The sequence below is a fragment of the Blautia sp. AF34-10 genome, from assembly GCF_003477865.1.
In the GTDB taxonomy this organism is placed as follows: domain Bacteria; phylum Bacillota; class Clostridia; order Lachnospirales; family Lachnospiraceae; genus Fusicatenibacter; species Fusicatenibacter saccharivorans.
The window spans coordinates 25,401-44,947 of sequence record NZ_QUED01000023.1 but is presented as its reverse complement, the minus strand read 5'-3'; the positions used below and the strand labels follow the sequence as shown (position 1 = coordinate 44,947).

Genomic DNA, 19,547 nt, shown 5'->3' with positions numbered 1-19,547 from the left:
CGGTTTTGGTGCTACACTTTTCTTTGCTTCAAAACGACATATTTCATAGTGAGGAGGAGTATTTAGTATGAAAGCCATTTTAACAGATCTTCTGGCAATCATCGGCGTTGTGCTGAATGGTCTGCCGCAGGGTCTTCTTGCTCTGACGTTTGGATTTGCATCGGTTCCGACGGCGCTGGCATTCTTTGTTGGTGCGGTGGGCAATACGATTACGCAGAGTGTCGCACCAATTTCCTTCCAGGCGGAGACGATCACTTACGCCGGAACGGCTGGAAAAGACCGTTCGGAACGCTGTACGATGATTTTTATCGGCGGTGTGATTATGGCTCTGATCGGAGTGTTTGGACTGCTGACAAAAATCGTAAACTTTGTAGGTGAGGATGTTGCCTATGGAATGATGGCCGGTGTCGGTATCATTCTGGTAAAGGCCGCGATCGATATGATCAAGAGTGATGCCATTTCCGGCGGTGTTTCCCTGGCCGCAGCACTGATCACCTATTACTTTACCAAAGACAGTGCCAATACCCTGGTTTATACCATCGTCATTTCCGTTGTAGCATCCTGCATTGCCAATGCATTTTTCAACAAAGAGAAATCCAGCATTGTCGTAGAGGATGATAAATTTGTCCGCCAGAAATTTACAATCAATGCCAACGTAATTCTCGGCGCACTCGGTATGGTCTGCCTGAACATTGGTTCCAACATTTCCTTCGGCGGAATTACCGCAGGAATGGCAACCGGTGGAAATTACAACGTCGATAACCTGACCGTGATTTCTTCCTTGGCCGATATGTTTTCTTCCTTTTTCGGAGGAGCCCCGGTTGAGGCAATCATTTCCGCAACTGCCAATGCACCGCACGCTGTATGGGCTGGTGTCATCATGATGGTTGTGATCGGTGTAATTCTGCTTCTGAAACTGCTTCCGAAAATCGGAAAATTTGTTCCGTCTTCTTCGATCGCAGGTTTCCTGTTTGTACTCGGTATCTTCAAAACCGTTGTACTGGATGCGCCGTCTGCCTTCGCTGTCAATGCAGCCGTCGGCGGAACCACAATGGTTGTCACTGCAGTAACAAACCCGTTCCTCGGAATGCTGGCCGGTGTTGCTGCAAAACTGCTTGGATTATAAATTCAGTAACATAAGAGGAAAATCGTATGAAAGAATACAGCATGGAGCTCTGCGGAGTGAAAAGAACACTTCCATTTATCCCGATCAGTGAGGAGATGGCGTTTGCAAGCTTTGTTGTCCTTGGTGACACCGAGCTGGTAAGTGCATGTGCGCCGGAGCTGGCCGCAAAAATCGGAGAAGTCGATGCCATTGTCACCGCAGAAGCGAAAGGTATTGCCCTAGCGTATGAAGTAAGCAAAGAGCTGGGCCATAAAGAATTTATCGTTGCACGAAAAAGCACAAAATCCTACATGAAAGATGTGGTTTCCGCATCCGTTCATTCGATTACAACAGCGGGTGAGCAGCATCTTTATCTGGATGGAAAAGACGCAGATAAAATCCGCGGCAAACGTGTCTGCCTGCTGGATGATGTCATTTCCACCGGCGAGTCCCTGCACGCACTGGAATGCCTGATGGCGAATGCCAGTGCAGAGGTTGTAAAAAAAGCAGCGATCCTTGCTGAGGGCGATGCTGCTGATCGAAAAGATATTGTATTTCTGCAGAAGCTTCCGTTATTCAAAAAGACGGGCGACGGAGAGTACGAAGTCATCGAATAATTGCCAATCCTTCTAATGCATATAGAGAATAGAAAAACGGTGCAGTTCTGAATTTCTGCCATGAATTCAGAACTGCACCGTTTCTTTTTAAAAGAGACGCAGAAGCATCATATACGAAATGGTTCCAAGAAGGATGGAGACGAGGGTCTGGTGTTTCCATTTGTAGGTGATAAAAACGACCGCTGCTGCGAGCAGTTTCGGTACTGCGGCAGAGATACCGCCGGTGGGAATATCTTTCATACAGTAAATGATCAGTACCGCCATGATGGCAGACGGCAGTGCCTGGCCGAGTCGTTCGAGTGATGCGGGCATTTTACGGCTGCCGGAAAATGTAAGAAACGGGAGTGCACGGAGTCCGAAGGTGATCAGAGCGGAGACAGCGCCAGCGTGTGCTTCTCTGCTTTTTCCCATTGGTCAATGAAGATAATGAGAAACAGGGCTGTCGTACAGAAATCAAGGCCCGTCAGGTCAAATGGAATGATCTGGCCTAAAATGCCGCCAAGAACCGAACCAACTATCCAATAGTAGCGGCTGAACAGAGCGACGAGGAACATGGTGTCCTCTTTTTCTTTTTTCGGAAGATCTAAGGTACAGTTTACGGCGTATGTCTCATCGGTCATCGTGTGAATCATGTACAGCTTGCGGCGCCCCATCTGTTTGAATTCCTTCAGGAAGGTAATGCTGTAAAAACTCTGGCGGCTGTTCATCAGAAGTGCAGTGAGCGCAATGGTGATGAGGGAAGCGCCGCTAGAAAGAAACGTAATCAGAACGAACTGGAACGCGCCCGTATAGACCGTCAGACTTACCAGCAGTGAATCATACCAGGGAAAGCCGGCGGATGCCATCATCATGCCGTAGGCCATGCTGACGAAAACGTAGCTGCAGAAAATCGGGATGGATTTTACGAAAGCAGTTTTTAAGGTAGTGGAAGAAAATCGTTTCATAGATAAAATATCCTCACGTAAAAATAAATTTTAAAAATTAAATTTATCATACTATCTATATCATAGTGAGTCAATAGGAATACCATTTTACGCCAAAAGAAACGGATGACCTTCATCACCCGTTTCTCTCATTCTGCTCCAATCAACACATTCTTCCCCGCAAATGCAAACCCATAATGCCGGATCCTTTCCTGCGGCACGCCGAGGGCCACCAGTTCTGCGTCGTATTTTTTATCCACGATCTGTTTTAAAGCCTCCTGCACCGCATCTTCCAGTGTCTCCTTTTTTACCCGGCTGCAGACTTTAAATTCAATAATAATCGCCGGATCTTTTTCTCTATTCTTCGGAATCATCATCACATCATACCGTCCAAATCCACTTTCCCGATTCGACCGGATCTGATAACACTCCGCACGCTCTGCCATCAGTCCCAGGACGAAGCCATGATAGAATCGTTCCGGCTCCAGACTTTCACTGTTCTCCCCGCCGACATCAAAATGGCTGAAGGTTGCAAGTGACACTTTATTCATATAATAATTCATCGCTTCCAGATCGCCCTGCATCAGTGCTTTCACAAAGCTGCTGTACCCAGCTTCCGATGCTTCAAACCATCCGCGGAACATATCATCAAACATGCTCACCGTTTCCAGATTGGTGATACGGAGCTGATACCACGGCTTCAAAGTAATTCCGCGATACTCCACCTCTTCCGCTTTCAGATAACCGCTCGCGAGCAGCAGACTCCAGATTGCATTTTCATTGTAATCCAGCTGTTCAAACACCATCTGCTCATCAAAGTTCACCGTGACTGCCTGTCCGTTCAGTAGATCTTCCATATACTCTTTGATTTCCGGCGAGGCGGTGCGGATCAGCTTTCCTGCCAGACCGTTCGAACTCGTATCTGCCCAGTACGGGCGCAGTTTCTTTTCTTTTAAATATTGGTAATCGACCATGGATTGTAGATATCGCGGTGTCCGCCAAAGATAAATCCATCATACCACTGCTTCACAACGTCCTTTTTGTCTCCCATTCCGAACTCGTCCAGAGATGCAAAAACTTCCTTTTCGGTAAATCCAAAACAGTCCGCATACAGATCCGATGTCGTCGTCACCACACGCAGATTATTTAAGTCAGAAAAAATACTTTCTTTCGAAACCCTCGTGATTCCGGTCATCATCGCACGTTCCAGATAAGGATTCGTTTTAAACGTCGCATTAAACAGACTCCGCACAAACGTTGTAAATTCCGCCCAGTAGCCATGGACATACGCTTCCTGCATCGGCGTGTCGTACTCATCCAGCAGAATAATCACTCTTCTGCCGTAATACCGCGCCAGATACATACTCATATTATTGAGTGCCGCTGCGGCCTCCGCATCGCCCATATGCAGATTGACCTCGTTGTATGCTTTCTTCTCATTTCCGCTCAGCAGATCCCCCTCCAGAAGATAACGGTTTTCTTCATACACTCTCGCAATCTGCTGTTTGATCTGAATTTTTGCTTCCGAAAGCTGATCTGCTTTCACGGCTGCAAAACTCAAAAAGATCACCGGATACTTTCCCTGCAGTTCCCGATATTTTTCTTCTTTCCAAACGCCAAGTCCTTCAAACAGATCGCCCCGGGCGGCATATTTATTAGAGAAAAAGCAGTCCAGCATGCTCATATTCAGTGTCTTGCCAAAGCGGCGGGGGCGGGTGATCAAGGTGATTTCATCCCCGTTTTCCCACCAGTCCTTGATGAAGTGAGATTTATCCACAAAGAAATAATGGTTTTCCCTTAAGGATGCAAAATTCTGTTTTCCTATACTGATTACTTTTTCCATCCATCACACCTGCTTTCGGAATTTGTCCTTTTCTCGATTATACACTATCCTTTCCTGAATTCCAATCTTAAAACATCCTATTCGCCGCAAACGTAAAAAACAATAACGCCAGAAACAGCACTTCCAGCACCGCTCCCAGAATGGTAATGATCTTTCCCGTCTTCTCTTTCCAGATTTTTTTCATCCCCAGATACAATAGAATTCCGATCACCGCGCCAAGCGTATTATCGATCACATCCGTAATATCACTCGCGCCGATCGCAAAAATATACTGCGTCACCTCAAAAAACAGGCTCAGTCCCGATGCAAGGAGAATGCGGTTCTGGATTTCGCTGTCCGGATAGAAGGCTGAGATGCAGAGGCCGAACGGCAGAAAGACCAGCATATTTTCGATAATTTCACTAATCTGCACTTTCCCGTTCACCACAACCGACGCCGCATACGGAATCAGATTAATCCCCCGCAGGTGCGGAATTTCTTCCGGGCGCAGAGCGAATTTGAATAAAATGCACCAGACAAGTAGCGCCAGGTAAATGCCGAATACCACAAGTAATGCTTTTGATTTTTTCTCGTTTTTCCAGGTCATGTTCTTTCCTCTCTCATCTTCACTTGATAAGAGGATTCTACCAAAACATTCTTAGGATTCCGCTTCTTCTTTTCCAAAGAAATCCCAATAAATTTCCTAAGATTTTCTGATGCTCAGATTCTTTTACATTTCTTCGTCATGCCAATTTATTATATCTTTCATATCAATTATATCTTTTACATATCGCAAAAAACTGTGTATAATACCCCGTGTGCAGAGAAATGAATCAAAATGAAAATCCCATGTTCCCCTGGGACAGCAGTATTCTCCCCACTGCTGTCCCTCCTTTCAGGGAAACTGTTACTGACAGTTTTCTTTGGTGTAGACGAAAAGAGGAGGCTGTGCAGCGACCACAGCCTCCTCTTTTCTATCTTTTTCGTTTTTCTTTTTGTTTATTTCTTAATCTCATACCCGCAATACTGCATCACCAGCTCGCAGAACATCGCATTCGCCCAGGAGAACCACTCTCTGGTGTAAACGGTCGGATCATCTACGAAAACACCCTCGTGCATCAGTCCTGTACCGCCGTCGGTTGCCATCAGTTCGTGGATCATCTGATGTTTCTCCTCCTTTGTCGGTGCGGTCAGTCCCTCGATGGCTTTGGAGATGTGCCATACGTAGCGAACCGGTGTGTGCGGGCTTCCGATACCGGAAAGCTTCGTTCCTGCATAATAGAACGGGTTTGCCTCGCTTAAGATCAGCTTTCTTGTGTTGTCAGCCACTTCCTGGCTTTCCGGCTCGTAGCCGAGATAGCTCATAGCCAGAAGACTCGGTACATTGGCATCGTCCATCAGATTATACTGGCCAAAGCCGTCTACCTCGTAAGCATAAACATCGCCAAGTCCCCAGATATGGGTGGTACCGTAAGTCTCAATGGCCTGTTTTACGGTCTTTGCCATCTCTTCTGCTTTCTTCGCAATCTCCTCTTTTCCGCCGACGAAATCTGCGATCTCCTTCAGATAATTCAGAACGACAACCGCAAACATGTTGGACGGAATCAGATAACCGTAACGGCAGGAATCATCGCTTGGACGGAAGCCGGACCAGATCAGGCCGATGCCGGATTTTACCTGCGCACCTTTTCCATCGCGGGAAAGCGTATCGGTGTAGGAGCAGTTTTTACGGATGAAGCTGTACGGGGATTTCTCCTCGTGGTTCATTTCAGTCTCAAATACAGTCAGGATTTTGTCAACACCTTCCCAGAAAACCTCGTCAAACTGATCCGTTCTTCCGGTGTTCTTCCAGAACAGATAGGAGAACTGCAGCGGATAGCAGAGAGAATCGATCTCATACTTTCTCTCCCAGATCCACGGTCCCATATCGGTCTCGTCCTTCTCCCAGCAGTTGCCATTCGGTCCTTCGTTGAATGCGTTTGCGTATGGATCAATGTTGATGCACATAAACTGGCGGCGGATAAGGCCTGCGATCAGGTCAGCCAGCTCCGGGTCGTTCTGCGCCGGAACAAGGTACGGGCGCAGCTGTGCTACCGAGTCACGCAGCCACATGGCCGGGATATCTCCGGTGATGACGTAGGTGCTGCCGTCCTCCATTTTCTTTACGGTTGTGTCGAGGGTATTGGAGTAGCATCGTTCAAACATATCAACGATTTCCGGCTCGTCTTTCAGTTTTTCTCTCAGGCTTAAAATCAGCTCCTGAATGGACTTTGGTAAGGTCTCTTTCATTCTTTTTTCATCCTTTCGCTCAATTTTTCTCATTTCCCGTTATTCTACAACAGGCATCTCCGCAATCGAAAATGCCCTGTTGTAGTTCTTATAAAATTAATGTATCAGACTTATTTCTGTGCGTCAATCTGTTTCTGAGCTTCTTCGCGGATGGTCTCCCAGCCTGCGGTCTCAAGCTCTGCATCGATTGTTTTTACAAGCTCTCTCGGATCCTGTGCGCCGGTGAATAACTCAGAATAGTATTTCTCATATACGGCACGGCAGTTTGCAAGCTCTGTTTCGATGTTGGAGGTATCCAGGTTGAATCCAAGCATCTCAGACGGAGTTGCTTTCTCGTTCAGCTCTTCTACTTCATCCCACTGGTTGAAGTCAACATCGTCTGTCTGTGTTACATTGAAGAAAGTACCCTGGGTATATCCGGCCATGCCCCAGTCAGTGGTCAGGCGGTGTACTTTATTGTCATCGGTGTACTCGAAGTCTTTTCCTTCTGCTCCATAGTAGAACCAGTCACGCACTTTGGAATCGGTGTTTACCAGGTTCAGAAGCTGAAGTGCTTTGTCCGGGTGTTTGCATCCGGAGTAGATACCATTGATGGAACCACGTACGGTTGTGTTGGAAACGACTGTGTTGCCATACTGTACTGCTGAACAATTAGCGATACCATTGTTCGGACCCCATGTTGTTTTTGCAGCGCCGCTCCATCCCTGTGCAACAAAGAACATTGCGTATTTGCTGGAATCATCTGCTGTCGGAGCGTCTCCGTTGATGATGCCCTCCTGATACATTTTACGAACGATATCCAGGTTGGAAAGGATTTCTTCGTCATCCAGCGGATTGACAACGGTCTTGCTGTCATCGCCGTATTTAACGCCGATTGCCGGAAGTCCGGAGCTTAAATCATCGTAGTTCAGGTTCAGCAGGAAGTTTGCACCATTTTTGGACATGAAGTACGGAGATCCGCCTTCGCCCTCTTTTACTGTCTTCAGAGCATCGTACAGAGTATTGAAATCTGTTACAGAATTTACATCAATGTTATATTTGTCTGCAATATCCTGATCCCATACAAAGTACTCGGAAAGGGAGCTGTCTTTGTAGGTCGGTACGCCGTAGATTTTTCCATTTACTTCTACTGCTTTCCAGTAATCTTCCGGAATCATGTCATACAGCTCGGAAGCGTTGTCTTTGAGCAGATCTGTAATGTCCATCAGTGCGCCGGTGTTCACCTCAGAAGAGTAACGGTTCTGGTCGGTGAACAGGATATCGAAATACTCGCCGGAGTTTGTGATAACGCTTCTTCTGTTATCCCAGTCACCCCACGGAACGATCTCCATGTCTACATTAACGCCGATTTTCTCCTCCAGATATGGGTTGATCTGTGCAAGCCACTCATCATAATCCTTCGGCATTCCGTTACCAACCTGAATCCATTTCAGTGTAACAACTTCATCTTTTGCATCACTCTTTGAAGAGCTGCTGCTTCCGTTGCTGCTTCCGCAGCCTGCCAGCATGCCACCGGCCATAACAGCAGAAAGTGCAAGAGCTAAAAACTGTTTCTTTTTCATTGTAGCATCCTCCTGATATAAAATATAGAATGTTGAAATTATCCTTAACCGAAGCCTTTTGCTTCAGTATGAGATCCATAAAGGTAAATGGTCGATCAGCCTTTTACCGCACCGACCGTCAGACCGGAAATGAAGTATTTCTGGAAGAACGGATAGCAGCATGCGATCGGGATGATGATGATGATTGCCATCGCCATACGGGCGCCCTCTTTTGGCATCGAGTTCATGTACTGTGCCGTGGTAACGCCAAGAGACGGGTTGTTTGCCATCATCTCAATATTTCTCTGTACGTGATCCAGCAGAGCCTGCAGGGAATACAGCTTGGTATCGCTGATGTACAGGGAAGACTGGAACCAGTCGTTCCAGTAACCGAGGTGAGGAACAGGGCGATCGTTGCCATCAGCGGTTTCGACAGCGGCAGGGCGATCTTTCCGAAAATCTGGAACTGGGTTGCTCCGTCGATCTGTGCCGACTCAATGATGGATTCCGGAATGTTGGTCTTGAAGAACGTTTTACAGATAACAACGTTGAACGAAGAAACACAAAGCGGAAGGATCAGCGCCCAGATACTGTTTTTCAGGTTGAGGAACTGTGTGTTAACTACATAAGAAGAAATCATACCACCATTGAAGATCATTGGAATAAAAACGACCATGGTGAAGAATCCGTTCAGTTTGTAGGTGCTTCTGGAAAGAACGTAACCCATCAGCATTGTAAGGGCAACTCCGATTACCGTACCGATAACCGTTACCGCAACGGAAACGCCAAGTGCTGTCAGGATCATCTGTCCTTCCCGAAGAAGGAATTTGTAGGAATCCAGCGAGTATGCGCTCGGAATAAACTGGTAGCCGTTCATCTTGATCGAATGCTCGGAAGAAATCGAGATCATAAAAATGAATACCACCGGGATAATACAGGCCAGGGCGAGGATCACAAAAATAACATTGAAAATTGCATTTGTAGATCCCTGGATCTGATTTAAATGTGAAGAGGAAGCCAGATCAAGATCTTTTTTCTTTTTTGCCATTTTCGTACCTCCTTAAATAATCGCGCTGTCTTCATCAATCTTCTTCACAATGGCATTGGCAAGAAGGATGGTGATGCAGCATGCAACAGACTGGAAGAATGTTGCCGCAGAAGTCATTCCGATCGGAGTGGAAGACTGCAGTGCGTTGTATACATATGTGTCGATAGTTGCTGTCGTTTTGAAGATCGAACCGCTTGCTCCCTGAGAAAGCTGGAAGAACAGTCCGAAGTCGGAGTAGAAGACCTTTCCGACATTCAGGATGAACATCATGATGATGACACTCTTTAAGCAAGGCAGGGTAATGTGCCATACCTGCTGTCTCTTGTTGGCGCCGTCCATAACGGCTGCCTCGTACAGTGTTGTATCAATACCGGAAATGCTGGACAGGTAGATAACCATGTTGTATCCGGTAGATTTCCACAGATACATGAAGATCAGGATAAATGGCCATACACCGGCACTCATGTACCACTGAATCGGTTCCTTGCCTGCGTTTCTCAGAATGCTGTTGATCAGACCGTTATCCTGGTTCAGGAATGCATCCAGGAAGTAGGAAGCTACAACCCATGACATGAAGTACGGGAAGAACATCATGGTCTGATATACCTTCGATGCTCTTTTGTTGTGCAGCAGGCTGATCATGATAGCCAGTCCTACGGAAAACACCATACCCAGGGCGATAAATGCCAGGTTATACAGGATTGTATTTCGCAGAATGACGAACAGATCATTGGATCTGATCAGGAACGAAAAGTTTTTAAATCCGGCCCAGTCACTGTGGAGCAGGTTATAAATGAAACTCTTTCCACCGGTGATTTTGTAGTTCTTGAATGCAATAATCAAACCGAACATAGGCAGGAAGCTGAACAGAATGTACCAGATGGTGGTCGGCAGCGCCATGACGGTCAGCTCCGTGTCATTCTTGGTCCAGCGTCCTTTTTTCTTTTTGCTTGGTTTACTCAAGATTTTTTCCTCCTTCTCCCGATTGCTCGGGCTTATCACTTTATCCGTTTATCTTACAAACGGAATCCCGGTAAATAATCTTTCCGGGAATGCGGTATACCTCGCCGCTCTTTTTCTGCGGTTCATTCATATGTTTGATCATACGTTTTGCCGCAAGACGTGCAATCGCGTCGGTGTCAACCGCAACCGTGGTGAGCGGCGGACTGCACAGCTGTGCATAAATGGAATCATCAAAACCGGTCACGGAAACATCCTCCGGTACGCAGATTCCACGCTCTTTTAATGCCTGCACTAATTTGAATGCGGTGGCATCGCAGTTACAGACAAATGCGGTGGGCAGCTTCTCCGGCAGCAAAAGCGGAATGGCAATGCTTCATCGCTTCGGTCCGGGATTCTCCACTCATTTTTCGGGGAAATTCCCTCCTCCAGCATTCTCCGCAGATATCCGAGATATCGGTCGGAAATACTGGTTGTACTTCCTACGGTTCCGACAAATCCGATGTCTGTGTGACCCTGCTGGATCAGGTAATTGGTCAGCTCATAGGAGCTGTAAATATTCTCGGTGATGACGGAATCGGATTTGTGGGTTCGATCGTAGATGTCCACATACACCTTCGGGAGATCAATCTGTGCAATCTGCTCCCGGACACCCTTATCGAGAATACCAAGAAAGATCAGGCCGTCGAACAGCCCGCTGGTCTGTATCGTGTTCATGTCCGACGGGAGTGTTGCTGTTGTCGGAGAAATCATGATACTCGAGCAGGATGCTCTCTGCAGCTCGTAGATGATCCGCTCGTACATTGCCATATAAAATTTTCCTTCGTCTCCGGAGCTGAACCGCGGACTCATGATGATACCGACTTTTTTGCTCTTCCGTTTTCCGTAGTCCGGAAGGACATAACCGGATTCTCTCGCAAGCGCAAAAATCTTTTCTTTCAGTTCTTCTCCCACGCCGTCTTTTCCGTTCAGCGCCTTGGAAACTGTTACTTTACTGATGCCCAGCTTATCTGCCAGATCCTGCATGGATACTGATTTTCTCTCTGCCATGTTACCAACAGCCCCTCTATTTGTTTCTTAACTTGTTTTTATATGTTAACATCCTTTAGAAAGATTGTCAATAGCCTTTTCGTTATTTTGTATATTAAAATTCTTATTTTCCAGTCCTAATTTGTATAGATCGAGGAGTATTCTTCTGTTTCTTTTGATTTTTTAGACAGAAAATCTGTGTTCTTGTGTTAAGTCACATAACATCTTAATATTAACGCAGTACTTTTTCGCCTGTTTTCATTTTTAACGAAAAAGCAGCGGAAAGTCTGACTTTTTCGTCTAATTGTCATACTCCCCGCTGTCTTTTTTCATCTTCTGCTGTTTTTCATACTACCGCCAGACAGCCATGGCCTCATTGCCTGACACCGCCGTAAAACCGCGGAACAATGATTACCCGCAAATAAAGGTAACCACACCCTTGTCATTATCTGACAGGCTTTCCATATCTTTCTCTGCGGTTCCCTGCTCCACAATCTCCACTCCATAACGGAACTCACTGAATCCGGACAAGTCCATCTTGAAGTTTGTTTCCCATGTGTTATTCATAATCCAGCTGTAAACCGGCCGTTTATTATTCTCCTCTTTGTTATCGCACAGAAGGATTGGGTGGGATTCCATCTCCCCCATGTAAAGTAACGGTGTGTCAAAAGTATTAACCAGAATGGTCTGATCTTTTGTCCGGTAAACGAGCCCTTCATCCGCAATATAGTATTCCATATTGGTGCCAGGAAGCTGATCAATACCAGGGCGCATGGTAACACCTCCATTCTGGATCATCACTTCCGCATCCGGAAGATTTAACGATAACGGAAGGTACAGGCTTTCGATATCCTCGCTTAATGTTTTGGCTACCCGGTAAGAAAACTCAATTTTCGGAAGATGACGGTACATTTTGATCACAATACTGCTGTGATACGTTCCCTCCAGGGTAAAGATCAGTTCTACTTTGGTAAACACCGGTCCGTGATCCAGAATTTTCACATCCGTAAGGTCACCCTGATACTGCTCTGCGTGAAGTCCGCGGATATTTCTTCCGATCAGACTGCGTTCCGCATAAACCCCCTTCCGTATTTCGGTGCGTTCATAAACCGGCGTGAAGAACGTTTCCAGACCGGATTTGCACATTTCAACCTCTGCTTTTTTATTGTAAAAGGAGGTAATACCCTCTCCGACTTTCCATTTGATCTGAAAGAAATCGTTTTCCAGACCGTAAGGCAGTTTGTAACTTTCCGGATCGTACGTGTTCACAATATCGCGCACCCGCTCTGCGCCTACCCAGGCAGTTCTGGTGAACAGGGTCTGGGACGGAGCCAGCTGCTCTTCGTACGTGAACGTTTTCTCTTCCATTGGCTCAAATTCTGCCAGAAAACTTATCAGGACTCCGCGCGGATGAGCAGACAGCTGCACCTCCATCTCCTGTTTTGTTTTGTCATCGGTTACTTTAACTGCAGAAAGACTTAAGGTTTCTACGTAAAATTCTACCGGAAATACTCTCTTTTGATGGCTTGTGGAGACCGCCTTCACTTTACCGGACAGATTATAATAGCGCAGAATATCACCCAGTTTATGGCACTGCTCATTTTTACGCATCGCTGCTGCCTCATGTGCTTTGGATGCATAACTGTTTTTCCGCATATCCAGATTTGTCACCATGGTATCGTACGGATTCGTTACCGTAGCAGAATGACCCCAGGTGTGCTCTGCATATAAAAGAGAATTATCGCCATATGCCTGAATCAGTTCTTCGTTATGTACCCCTGTTTTTTCTTCCAGTCGGTCGCAGATATGGTTCAGTCGTACGGCCTCTTTGTAATGTTTCACCGCATATGGTGTACTTCCAACGCCATTGCCCCACCAGTCATTGATGGCACCTCGATACACCGGTGCATCCTGCACTTTATCCCGGATCTTGTCATACAATTCCTGAAGCGTCACCATATGCATGGTGACTTCTTCGCCATATTTTTCATTAAACAGCGCAACCGTATCTGCAATGGCCGGGTTGATCGGCGCATTATCCGAAAAAACGCCGGAAACACTGGTGATATAGAAATCGTACGGATAACCGTTTTCTTCATATTCCTTTATGCTCGCAGCCAGATTCGTGTGCAGATTTTCCAGAAGTCCTGTCACATCACCATTCTTTTTGCCGAAGTAGTTTTCCGTCATAAAATTAACATTTTTGTTCAGAACAATGCCGAGGGCATTTCCCAGGTTATAATGCTCACCATTCCATACCAGCAGACGCTGTCCGTTCTCATTTTCCCAGAAATACGGTTTCTGGTTCTGATACAGCGGATACATGCCGTGATGGGTATGGATATTGGTATACAAAAATTCTACTCCGTTTTCGATCAGGGCATCGCGCTGTCCCATGGAGATACCATTAATATCTGCAATCATGGCTGTTTTGATCTGGATTCCTTTTTCGCCGCAGATTTCCTGCATCGTATGGATTTTTTCTTTCAGATATTTGCAGTCGGCAAGATCATTAAAGTTCAGATAATTGGCAGACAGACCGATGTTTCCTTTTTTTACCAGATCGAAAAACTTTTCTTTTTCTTCCTCCGTTGCCATTTTGAAGAACTGCTCCACGCAGTACCATGTCTCACAGTTCCATTTCAGATCTTTCTGGGTTGTGTTGTTTTTGATTCCATTTTCAATCAGTTCGACTGCCCGGCGGATGTTGTTTGCCTGGTTATAAATAACCTGTTCCTGCAGATCGGTGTAACCCACATCGGTATGGGAATGATGTACAATGTAGACTTCTCTGATTTTGTGTGTCATGATAATTTCTCCTTTTCCTGTTCTATGTTGTTCAAAATTTTTATCTCTCTTTACCCCACAGATGCTACCAGCATTTTAATCGTCTCGCCTTTTTTCGGTACAATCCGATACGTTCCGACCGCTGCCGGAACAATGGCGGTTTCTGCGTAATGTACCGTAAACGGTGCAAAGCTTCCATCCACGCTCTCAATCGTAGCACTGCGTCCATCCACCAGGTTCATGACGTGAACGGTGTCATCCATGGAAACGGTGTACACTTCCGAAAGTGTGTAGCGCATCGTATCGATAAACTCGCGGCTGTGCAGTCCGGTGCGCTCCACTTCACAGTTTTCTGTTTTTTCCAGTGTTTTCTGCTGGCCGACGATATTGTCGTACACCCATTTGGTATCGCGGTTCCACTGGATATTTTTCATACCGTGGTCGAGATGGATCGGACGCGGCAGTCCATCCATGCCAAGGCGGCCCCAGTCCCAGAGCTTAAAGGTAAAAATATACGGTGTCGCGCTGATTTCCAGTACCATTGTATTCTTGCCGGAACAGTGCACCGTTCCTGCCGGGATCAGCACATGATCGTGTTTTTTGACCGGAATTTTGTTGACATATTTTTCCGCAGGGAAAAGTTCTTCTCCTTTTTCTGCTGCACGAAGTTCCCGCCCCATCTCTTTTTTATCCACACCTTCTTTGAGGCCGAGGTATACATACGTTTCCTCATCTTCATCGGCATCCAGAAGATAGTAGCTCTCATCCTGCGTATATGGCATGCCGAATTTTTCATAGATATATTCGGTCAGCGGATGTACCTGCAGGGAAAGGTTCTGACCGCCCATCGTATCCAGCAGGTCAAAACGGATCGGGAATTCTGCGCCGAACCGGCCGTGGACTCTTTCACCCAGCAGTTCATGCGGCGCATAGAAGACAAGATCCTGTGCCGGTACTTTTAAGACTTTTCCGCCGATTTCCAGATTCAGACTGTTTTCCTCCGGAACTCCGTCAAAGCTCCACGCGAAATTTTCCTTCGATGCATCCAGACCAAAGTTTTCCTTCATCCACTGACCGCCCCATACGCCAGGGTCGAAATACGGCTCCATACGAAATGGCTGTCTGGCAAGCTGCTGCAGTGCGCCTCGGAAGGCATTTCCCGTTGTAAGAACCGGTGCATTTTCTTTCTCCGTATCCAGAAGATACGTGAATTTTTCATACCGCTCTTTTTTATAGCGGTCCGCCAGACGCCATTCAATGAAAAATCCCCGTTTATATTTCGTCAGGATCGGATCGTTGTAATTGGTACTGTGCCAGTTTGGCATGCCGCTTCGGTAGCGGAGCTGAACTTCCCAGCGGGTCAGATCACAGTAAACAAGAACATCTGCTTCGGCCAGAAGCTCTGTCGCTGTACCAACGATCACGATCAGACCACCGTTTGTATCTTTTTCTTCCGCACGTTCTGTCTCAATTGCTTTTTTCATGGTTTCCAGCTTTTCGCTCTCAAACCAGGTGTCTATGGTTTTATGACACATAATGCCGAAAACACGGTCATCGGTGATGTAATCTTTAAATTCTCTTAACAGCGTTTCTTCGTCTTTGGCACAGTCTTCGATATCAAAAATCCGGTCTGGCTGCAGCGCATTGGCCAGTTCCATTATTTCTTCTTTTCGTACACCCGGGTACAGATCAAAGGAAAGAATACAGGTTTTCTTTTCTTTCTGTTTTTCCTGAACCGCCCGTTTTAATTCTTCGATGATCTCCTTTTTTTCATCCCAGATTTCATTTTCGTATCCTGTGATCTTCATTTGCGGATGTAATTCGTAGTTTCCATATTTCTTTTTTAAATTCATTTGGATTCTTTTCCTTTTCTTAATTTTTCTTCCATCCATTGGGTTGTTCCCTGCGCCGATCAGACCTATCATCTTTGTTTCAACGCTTTCGCATCTGGCGGATTTCGCACTTCTGTCCGGTTTCGTTTTTTTACATGTCATATGTTTACAGTTCCACCGTGTACTTATAACGATTTCCCGGATAATAGCAGATCGAATATTCAAAAACCTCGCCGCCCTTCCGAAATGTCTGCCGTGTCCGGATAAAAATAGGCATCTGCGCATCAATTTTCAGTGCTTTCTGCACCTCTTCCGATGGAAGTGCCGCCTCAAGCGTATCCCGGCCGGATTCAATATAGATTCCATGTTCCTCCCGCAGATACTGATACAGCGATTCCATGTATGGCTCCGGCTCTGTTGGCAGTTCGCAGATTTTTTTCAGATACGTAATGGTATAGACCATGGGTTTCCCACAGCATTCCTCACACGTTTCAGGCAATAACATGGCTCCGTCAATGGAATCTGCAGACTTCTTGCTACCGTTTCCCCGGGACTGATCAGTTCCATCTTGCAGTATGTTGTCTGCATTTCGATGTGATGCTTTTTCATTTCTTCCGTGAAGCTGATGACACCTTCCATCTGCTCTTCGACTTTCTCGTAGACAACATCTGTTCCGATGCCGCGCCGTGCACGGGCGTAACCGCTCTGTACCAGATTCGTCATCGCCTGGCGTACTGTCACACGCGAAAGCTCGTACTTTTCCATCAGCTCTTTTTCTGTTGGCAGAAAATCTCCTTTTTTGTACGTGCCGCATTCGATCTGCTGTTTCAGAATCTGTTCCAGCTGCGCATACAGCGGCGGTGCTCCCGGATTTCTATCCATTTTTGCAGTTTCTCCTTCTTCTTTTCTCTCCATAGCATTGTATTTTTGTTTCTGAAAATATTTTTGCTCTATTGTGTTTTTTCAGGAAACTGTGACAACAGGCCTTCCATGGCACGGCCGGATGTTTCCGTTTCTATCTGAATCCGAATCTTTCTTTTCTCGCACTCTCTTTCCAGTTCTTTTCCAAACCAGGAAAAACTTTTTGCAATCTGTCCGCCCAGAAGCAGCAGATCCGGCTGATATTCCTCCAGCACAGGAAGAAGGCCAGCCGCCACATCTGCTCCAAATCTTCTCCAGACTTCTTCTGCCTCCATGTTTCCCGCTTTTACCAGACCATACAATTCTTTTCCACTCCACACTTTTCCTGTCACAGCCAGGCTAATCTGCTCCAGCCCGCGCACAGAAAGATAATCGTCCAAAATGGAATCTCCAAACGGCTGTTGATAAATCCATCCATTTTCCGGCACACCTTTTCCCGTTTTCACTGTTTTGCCGTTTTCTACAAAAGCAGATCCGACGCCGGTTCCGATGCAGACGCACAGAATTTTATCTACATCACGACAGTTTCCGTACCAGCTTTCTCCCAGTGCAAATGCTTCAATGTCATGTAAAAACAAAAATCGTGCTGATCCAAGTTCCGGCACGCGCGCCTTGATTTCTCTTTCCAGTGGAATCCCGTAAATGGCATCGTACTTATTCAGTCCCTGCATCCGGCTGATTCCATTTTCATAATCAAACGGACCCGGAATCGCCATCCCAACTCCGACAACACTTCCGTCTGCTTCTCTCATCAGTTCCCGGCAGATCTTTGCAAAATTGTCCAGAATCTTCTCTGTGCTCTTCTGCGCCTGTGCTGGAAATTTCCGGATTTTCGTTCTTACTCCATTTCCGTCCGACACACTTCCTTTGATTTCCGTTCCGCCAACATCCAGAAGGATATATTTTTTCTGCTCCATCCCGCTTCCGTCCCTTTTCATCTTTTCCCCTGCATTTTTTCTGTTTATATGCCACTAGAATCTCATTTCTTTGTATTGGTTCTCCTGCCACCTTGTTATAATGTTATAACCTATTCATTTTTCTGTTGCAAGCGCCTGTCTGCAATTTTGTCTGCTTTTGCAAAACTTTGTGAAAACGCGATAATACGTTTTATGCACTTGGCGCAAAACGCAAAAAATCCCCTGTTTCCGGGGTTTTTTATACACTCCGGACAGAGGATTTTTCTTATTTTCTACTTATTTTAATACATTTTCCAATTTAACAAAAAGGTTATTCATCTCCTGCACCACACTCTGCAGACTCTTTTCCCCGACATAGTTTCCAATCGCAAACAATGCCTTATACAAAAAATTAACCGCCCCCTGCAATTCTTCGTTTTGCTCTTTTGTTTCTTTCCGAAGCTGCTGCAGTTTTTCTGCCATCGGAAACAATTCCGCAAGAATCTGCTCTTTTCGTGCCCGGTCCGACGGTTCATCTGTCTCCATTTCTTCGAGATCATAGTTATCTGTTCTGCCGCATTTTCCCTTGCACACTGCGCAATCCGGATTCAGACGGTTCTTTTCTGCCTCCACGCGTACAATCCAGGATTTCCCCTCTTCTTCCCTCAGCTCTTTTTCCGGATTTGCCGCACAAATTCCGCCAAGCAGAATCTCATGCGTGGCTTTGTCCGGGCGGTGACCATTGCTGTCACCGCTGGAAAACTCCTGCGATTCACCTTTTGCTGCTTCTCCTCTTCCATCTACCGACCGGGCCAGACCGATCAGCGCACCAAGAAGCTCCTCTTGTATCTTCGTCATACTCATTTTTCTAATACCTCTTACCGAGCTTTTCATTTTTTTCGTCTTACATATTCCACAAAGCAGAATGTACCAATTGTAAAATAACTTTTAAGGGCACACGCTAATTACTATATCTGATTTTCTACAAAATTTCCCCCTCCGTAGAAATCACCACGGTTTTCACCGGAATCTTCTTTCCACTCTCTTTCAGCGCCATCTTCACGGCACGCTCCATTCCTGCGCAGCACGGAACCTCCATGCGTGCAACCGTGATACTCTTAATATCATTCCGCATGAAAATCCGCGCAAGTTTCTCGGAATAATCGACATCGTCAAGTTTTGTACAGCCTACGAGAACGACATGATCCCGAATGAAATCCTGGTGGAAGTTTCCATATGCATACGCTGTACAATCCGCCGCAACGAGAAGGTCTGCTCCTGCAAACATCGAAGCCCGCTCCTGCACCAGCTTGATCTGCACCGGCCACTGGCGGAGCCGGGACGGAACTGCTGCAGAATTTTCCTGCGCATCTGCACGGTCAATCGCCCAGCTGTTTTCACCTGCTTTTCCTGCTCCGGTATTCTCCTGTCCGGCCGCCTCTTTTGCCTTCCGCTGGTTCTCTTTTACCGCCTCCTCATCGTACGGCAGCGCCTCCCGCTCCACAAACGAAATCGCATCTGCCGGACAGACCGGCAGGCAGTCACCGAATCCGTCGCAGTAGTCATCCCGGATCAGCTTTGCCTTCCCGTCAACCATCGCAATCGCACTTTCATGACAGGCATGCGCACAAAGCCCGCATCCTGTACATCTGTCTTCCTCTATCTGAACAATTTTTCGAATCATCACTGAATCTCCTTTTTTCTCTTTGTTTCTCAATACCTGTTTGTTTCTCAACCATGATATCATACTTTATCCCTGTTTTGACAGTTGTTTTTT

Annotated in this window: 17 protein-coding genes and 2 pseudogenes; 2 read left to right on the top strand and 17 right to left on the bottom strand. The window is 46.4% G+C overall.

All coding sequences use genetic code 11. From position 1 onward, the window contains the following. Nucleotides 1-67: 67 nt before the first annotated feature. Together DWZ60_RS13355 and DWZ60_RS13350 are read left to right on the top strand one after the other, a co-directional pair. On the top strand, nt 68-1,126 hold the full coding sequence (locus tag DWZ60_RS13355; RefSeq protein WP_117509968.1) for a benzoate/H(+) symporter BenE family transporter: 1,059 nt from the start codon (nt 68-70) through the stop codon (nt 1,124-1,126). 26 nt (nt 1,127-1,152) lie between these two features. Next, entirely contained in the window at nt 1,153-1,722 is a 570-nt protein-coding gene (locus DWZ60_RS13350; protein ID WP_117509969.1) for a phosphoribosyltransferase family protein, read from the top strand. Nucleotides 1,723-1,809: 87 nt separating this feature from the next. On the opposite strand, the gene DWZ60_RS13345 is transcribed toward DWZ60_RS13350, so the two are convergent. The 17 genes and pseudogenes from DWZ60_RS13345 to DWZ60_RS13275 all read right to left on the bottom strand — a co-directional run bounded on the left by DWZ60_RS13345 (nt 1,810) and on the right by DWZ60_RS13275 (nt 19,454). After that, nucleotides 1,810-2,133 (bottom strand): branched-chain amino acid transporter permease, encoded by a 324-nt coding sequence (locus DWZ60_RS13345; RefSeq protein WP_119198258.1) that lies wholly within the window; start codon nt 2,131-2,133, stop codon nt 1,810-1,812. Next, nucleotides 2,088-2,666, bottom strand: coding sequence for an AzlC family ABC transporter permease (locus DWZ60_RS13340; protein ID WP_119221815.1), 579 nt, complete (start codon nt 2,664-2,666; stop codon nt 2,088-2,090). The genes DWZ60_RS13345 and DWZ60_RS13340 overlap by 46 nt, the downstream gene beginning before the upstream one ends. A gap of 128 nt (nt 2,667-2,794) precedes the next feature. Further along, a pseudogene (locus tag DWZ60_RS20915) lies at nt 2,795-4,488 on the bottom strand (AAA family ATPase). A 67-nt stretch (nt 4,489-4,555) separates the two neighbouring features. Continuing rightward, nucleotides 4,556-5,074, bottom strand: coding sequence for a VanZ family protein (locus tag DWZ60_RS13330; RefSeq protein WP_055226594.1), 519 nt, complete (start codon nt 5,072-5,074; stop codon nt 4,556-4,558). 392 nt (nt 5,075-5,466) lie between these two features. Beyond that, complete coding sequence (locus DWZ60_RS13325; RefSeq protein WP_055219311.1) at nt 5,467-6,756, bottom strand: glycoside hydrolase family 125 protein; 1,290 nt, start codon at nt 6,754-6,756, stop codon at nt 5,467-5,469. Between the two features lie 110 nt (nt 6,757-6,866). Then, on the bottom strand, nt 6,867-8,318 hold the full coding sequence (locus DWZ60_RS13320; RefSeq protein ID WP_117509974.1) for an ABC transporter substrate-binding protein: 1,452 nt from the start codon (nt 8,316-8,318) through the stop codon (nt 6,867-6,869). Between the two features lie 95 nt (nt 8,319-8,413). Continuing rightward, nucleotides 8,414-9,345, bottom strand: a pseudogene (locus DWZ60_RS13315) (carbohydrate ABC transporter permease). 12 nt (nt 9,346-9,357) lie between these two features. Then, entirely contained in the window at nt 9,358-10,245 is an 888-nt protein-coding gene (locus tag DWZ60_RS13310) for an ABC transporter permease (RefSeq protein WP_119221828.1), read from the bottom strand. Between the two features lie 103 nt (nt 10,246-10,348). Continuing rightward, on the bottom strand, nt 10,349-10,663 hold the full coding sequence (locus tag DWZ60_RS18305; RefSeq protein ID WP_330415143.1) for a substrate-binding domain-containing protein: 315 nt from the start codon (nt 10,661-10,663) through the stop codon (nt 10,349-10,351). After that, nucleotides 10,600-11,355 carry a LacI family DNA-binding transcriptional regulator gene (locus tag DWZ60_RS13305; protein ID WP_243038329.1) on the bottom strand — a complete coding sequence of 252 codons (756 nt, stop codon included), beginning with the start codon at nt 11,353-11,355 and terminating at the stop codon, nt 10,600-10,602. Before DWZ60_RS13305 ends, DWZ60_RS18305 begins: the two co-directional genes overlap by 64 nt. A 390-nt stretch (nt 11,356-11,745) precedes the next feature. Beyond that, nucleotides 11,746-14,142, bottom strand: a complete 2,397-nt coding sequence (locus DWZ60_RS13300) for a hypothetical protein (RefSeq protein ID WP_119221813.1) — start codon at nt 14,140-14,142, stop codon at nt 11,746-11,748. Nucleotides 14,143-14,192: 50 nt separating this feature from the next. Further along, nucleotides 14,193-15,974 carry a class I mannose-6-phosphate isomerase gene (locus DWZ60_RS13295; protein ID WP_119221826.1) on the bottom strand — a complete coding sequence of 594 codons (1,782 nt, stop codon included), beginning with the start codon at nt 15,972-15,974 and terminating at the stop codon, nt 14,193-14,195. A 145-nt stretch (nt 15,975-16,119) separates the two neighbouring features. Beyond that, nucleotides 16,120-16,416: a UTRA domain-containing protein gene (locus tag DWZ60_RS18300; protein WP_243038328.1), complete on the bottom strand. Its 297-nt coding sequence runs from the start codon at nt 16,414-16,416 to the stop codon at nt 16,120-16,122. Further along, the gene (locus DWZ60_RS18295) at nt 16,392-16,835 is read right to left on the bottom strand and encodes a GntR family transcriptional regulator (RefSeq protein WP_243038327.1); all 444 of its coding nucleotides are present in this window, start codon (nt 16,833-16,835) and stop codon (nt 16,392-16,394) included. Before DWZ60_RS18295 ends, DWZ60_RS18300 begins: the two co-directional genes overlap by 25 nt. A 68-nt stretch (nt 16,836-16,903) precedes the next feature. Next, nucleotides 16,904-17,812, bottom strand: a complete 909-nt coding sequence (locus DWZ60_RS13285; RefSeq protein WP_243038326.1) for an ROK family protein — start codon at nt 17,810-17,812, stop codon at nt 16,904-16,906. A gap of 255 nt (nt 17,813-18,067) precedes the next feature. Beyond that, nucleotides 18,068-18,634 (bottom strand): hypothetical protein, encoded by a 567-nt coding sequence (locus tag DWZ60_RS13280; protein WP_118595882.1) that lies wholly within the window; start codon nt 18,632-18,634, stop codon nt 18,068-18,070. A gap of 118 nt (nt 18,635-18,752) precedes the next feature. Continuing rightward, entirely contained in the window at nt 18,753-19,454 is a 702-nt protein-coding gene (locus tag DWZ60_RS13275; protein WP_119208824.1) for an ATP-binding protein, read from the bottom strand. Nucleotides 19,455-19,547 lie beyond the last annotated feature (93 nt).

What these genes read in the sequence shown, in the direction of transcription:
- DWZ60_RS13275 (WP_119208824.1), bottom strand. Translation starts at nt 19,454, where the DNA reads ATGATTCGAAAAATTGTTCAGATAGAGGAAGACAGATGTACAGGATGC.
- DWZ60_RS13330 (WP_055226594.1), bottom strand. Translation starts at nt 5,074, where the DNA reads ATGACCTGGAAAAACGAGAAAAAATCAAAAGCATTACTTGTGGTATTC.
- DWZ60_RS13300 (WP_119221813.1), bottom strand. Translation starts at nt 14,142, where the DNA reads ATGACACACAAAATCAGAGAAGTCTACATTGTACATCATTCCCATACC.
- DWZ60_RS13285 (WP_243038326.1), bottom strand. Translation starts at nt 17,812, where the DNA reads ATGAAAAGGGACGGAAGCGGGATGGAGCAGAAAAAATATATCCTTCTG.
- DWZ60_RS18300 (WP_243038328.1), bottom strand. Translation starts at nt 16,416, where the DNA reads ATGGTCTATACCATTACGTATCTGAAAAAAATCTGCGAACTGCCAACA.
- DWZ60_RS13320 (WP_117509974.1), bottom strand. Translation starts at nt 8,318, where the DNA reads ATGAAAAAGAAACAGTTTTTAGCTCTTGCACTTTCTGCTGTTATGGCC.
- DWZ60_RS13350 (WP_117509969.1), top strand. Translation starts at nt 1,153, where the DNA reads ATGAAAGAATACAGCATGGAGCTCTGCGGAGTGAAAAGAACACTTCCA.
- DWZ60_RS13345 (WP_119198258.1), bottom strand. Translation starts at nt 2,133, where the DNA reads ATGGGAAAAAGCAGAGAAGCACACGCTGGCGCTGTCTCCGCTCTGATC.
- DWZ60_RS13295 (WP_119221826.1), bottom strand. Translation starts at nt 15,974, where the DNA reads ATGAATTTAAAAAAGAAATATGGAAACTACGAATTACATCCGCAAATG.
- DWZ60_RS13280 (WP_118595882.1), bottom strand. Translation starts at nt 18,634, where the DNA reads ATGAGTATGACGAAGATACAAGAGGAGCTTCTTGGTGCGCTGATCGGT.
- DWZ60_RS13355 (WP_117509968.1), top strand. Translation starts at nt 68, where the DNA reads ATGAAAGCCATTTTAACAGATCTTCTGGCAATCATCGGCGTTGTGCTG.
- DWZ60_RS18295 (WP_243038327.1), bottom strand. Translation starts at nt 16,835, where the DNA reads ATGGATAGAAATCCGGGAGCACCGCCGCTGTATGCGCAGCTGGAACAG.
- DWZ60_RS13340 (WP_119221815.1), bottom strand. Translation starts at nt 2,666, where the DNA reads ATGAAACGATTTTCTTCCACTACCTTAAAAACTGCTTTCGTAAAATCC.
- DWZ60_RS13325 (WP_055219311.1), bottom strand. Translation starts at nt 6,756, where the DNA reads ATGAAAGAGACCTTACCAAAGTCCATTCAGGAGCTGATTTTAAGCCTG.
- DWZ60_RS13310 (WP_119221828.1), bottom strand. Translation starts at nt 10,245, where the DNA reads ATGGCGCTGCCGACCACCATCTGGTACATTCTGTTCAGCTTCCTGCCT.
- DWZ60_RS13305 (WP_243038329.1), bottom strand. Translation starts at nt 11,355, where the DNA reads ATGGCAGAGAGAAAATCAGTATCCATGCAGGATCTGGCAGATAAGCTG.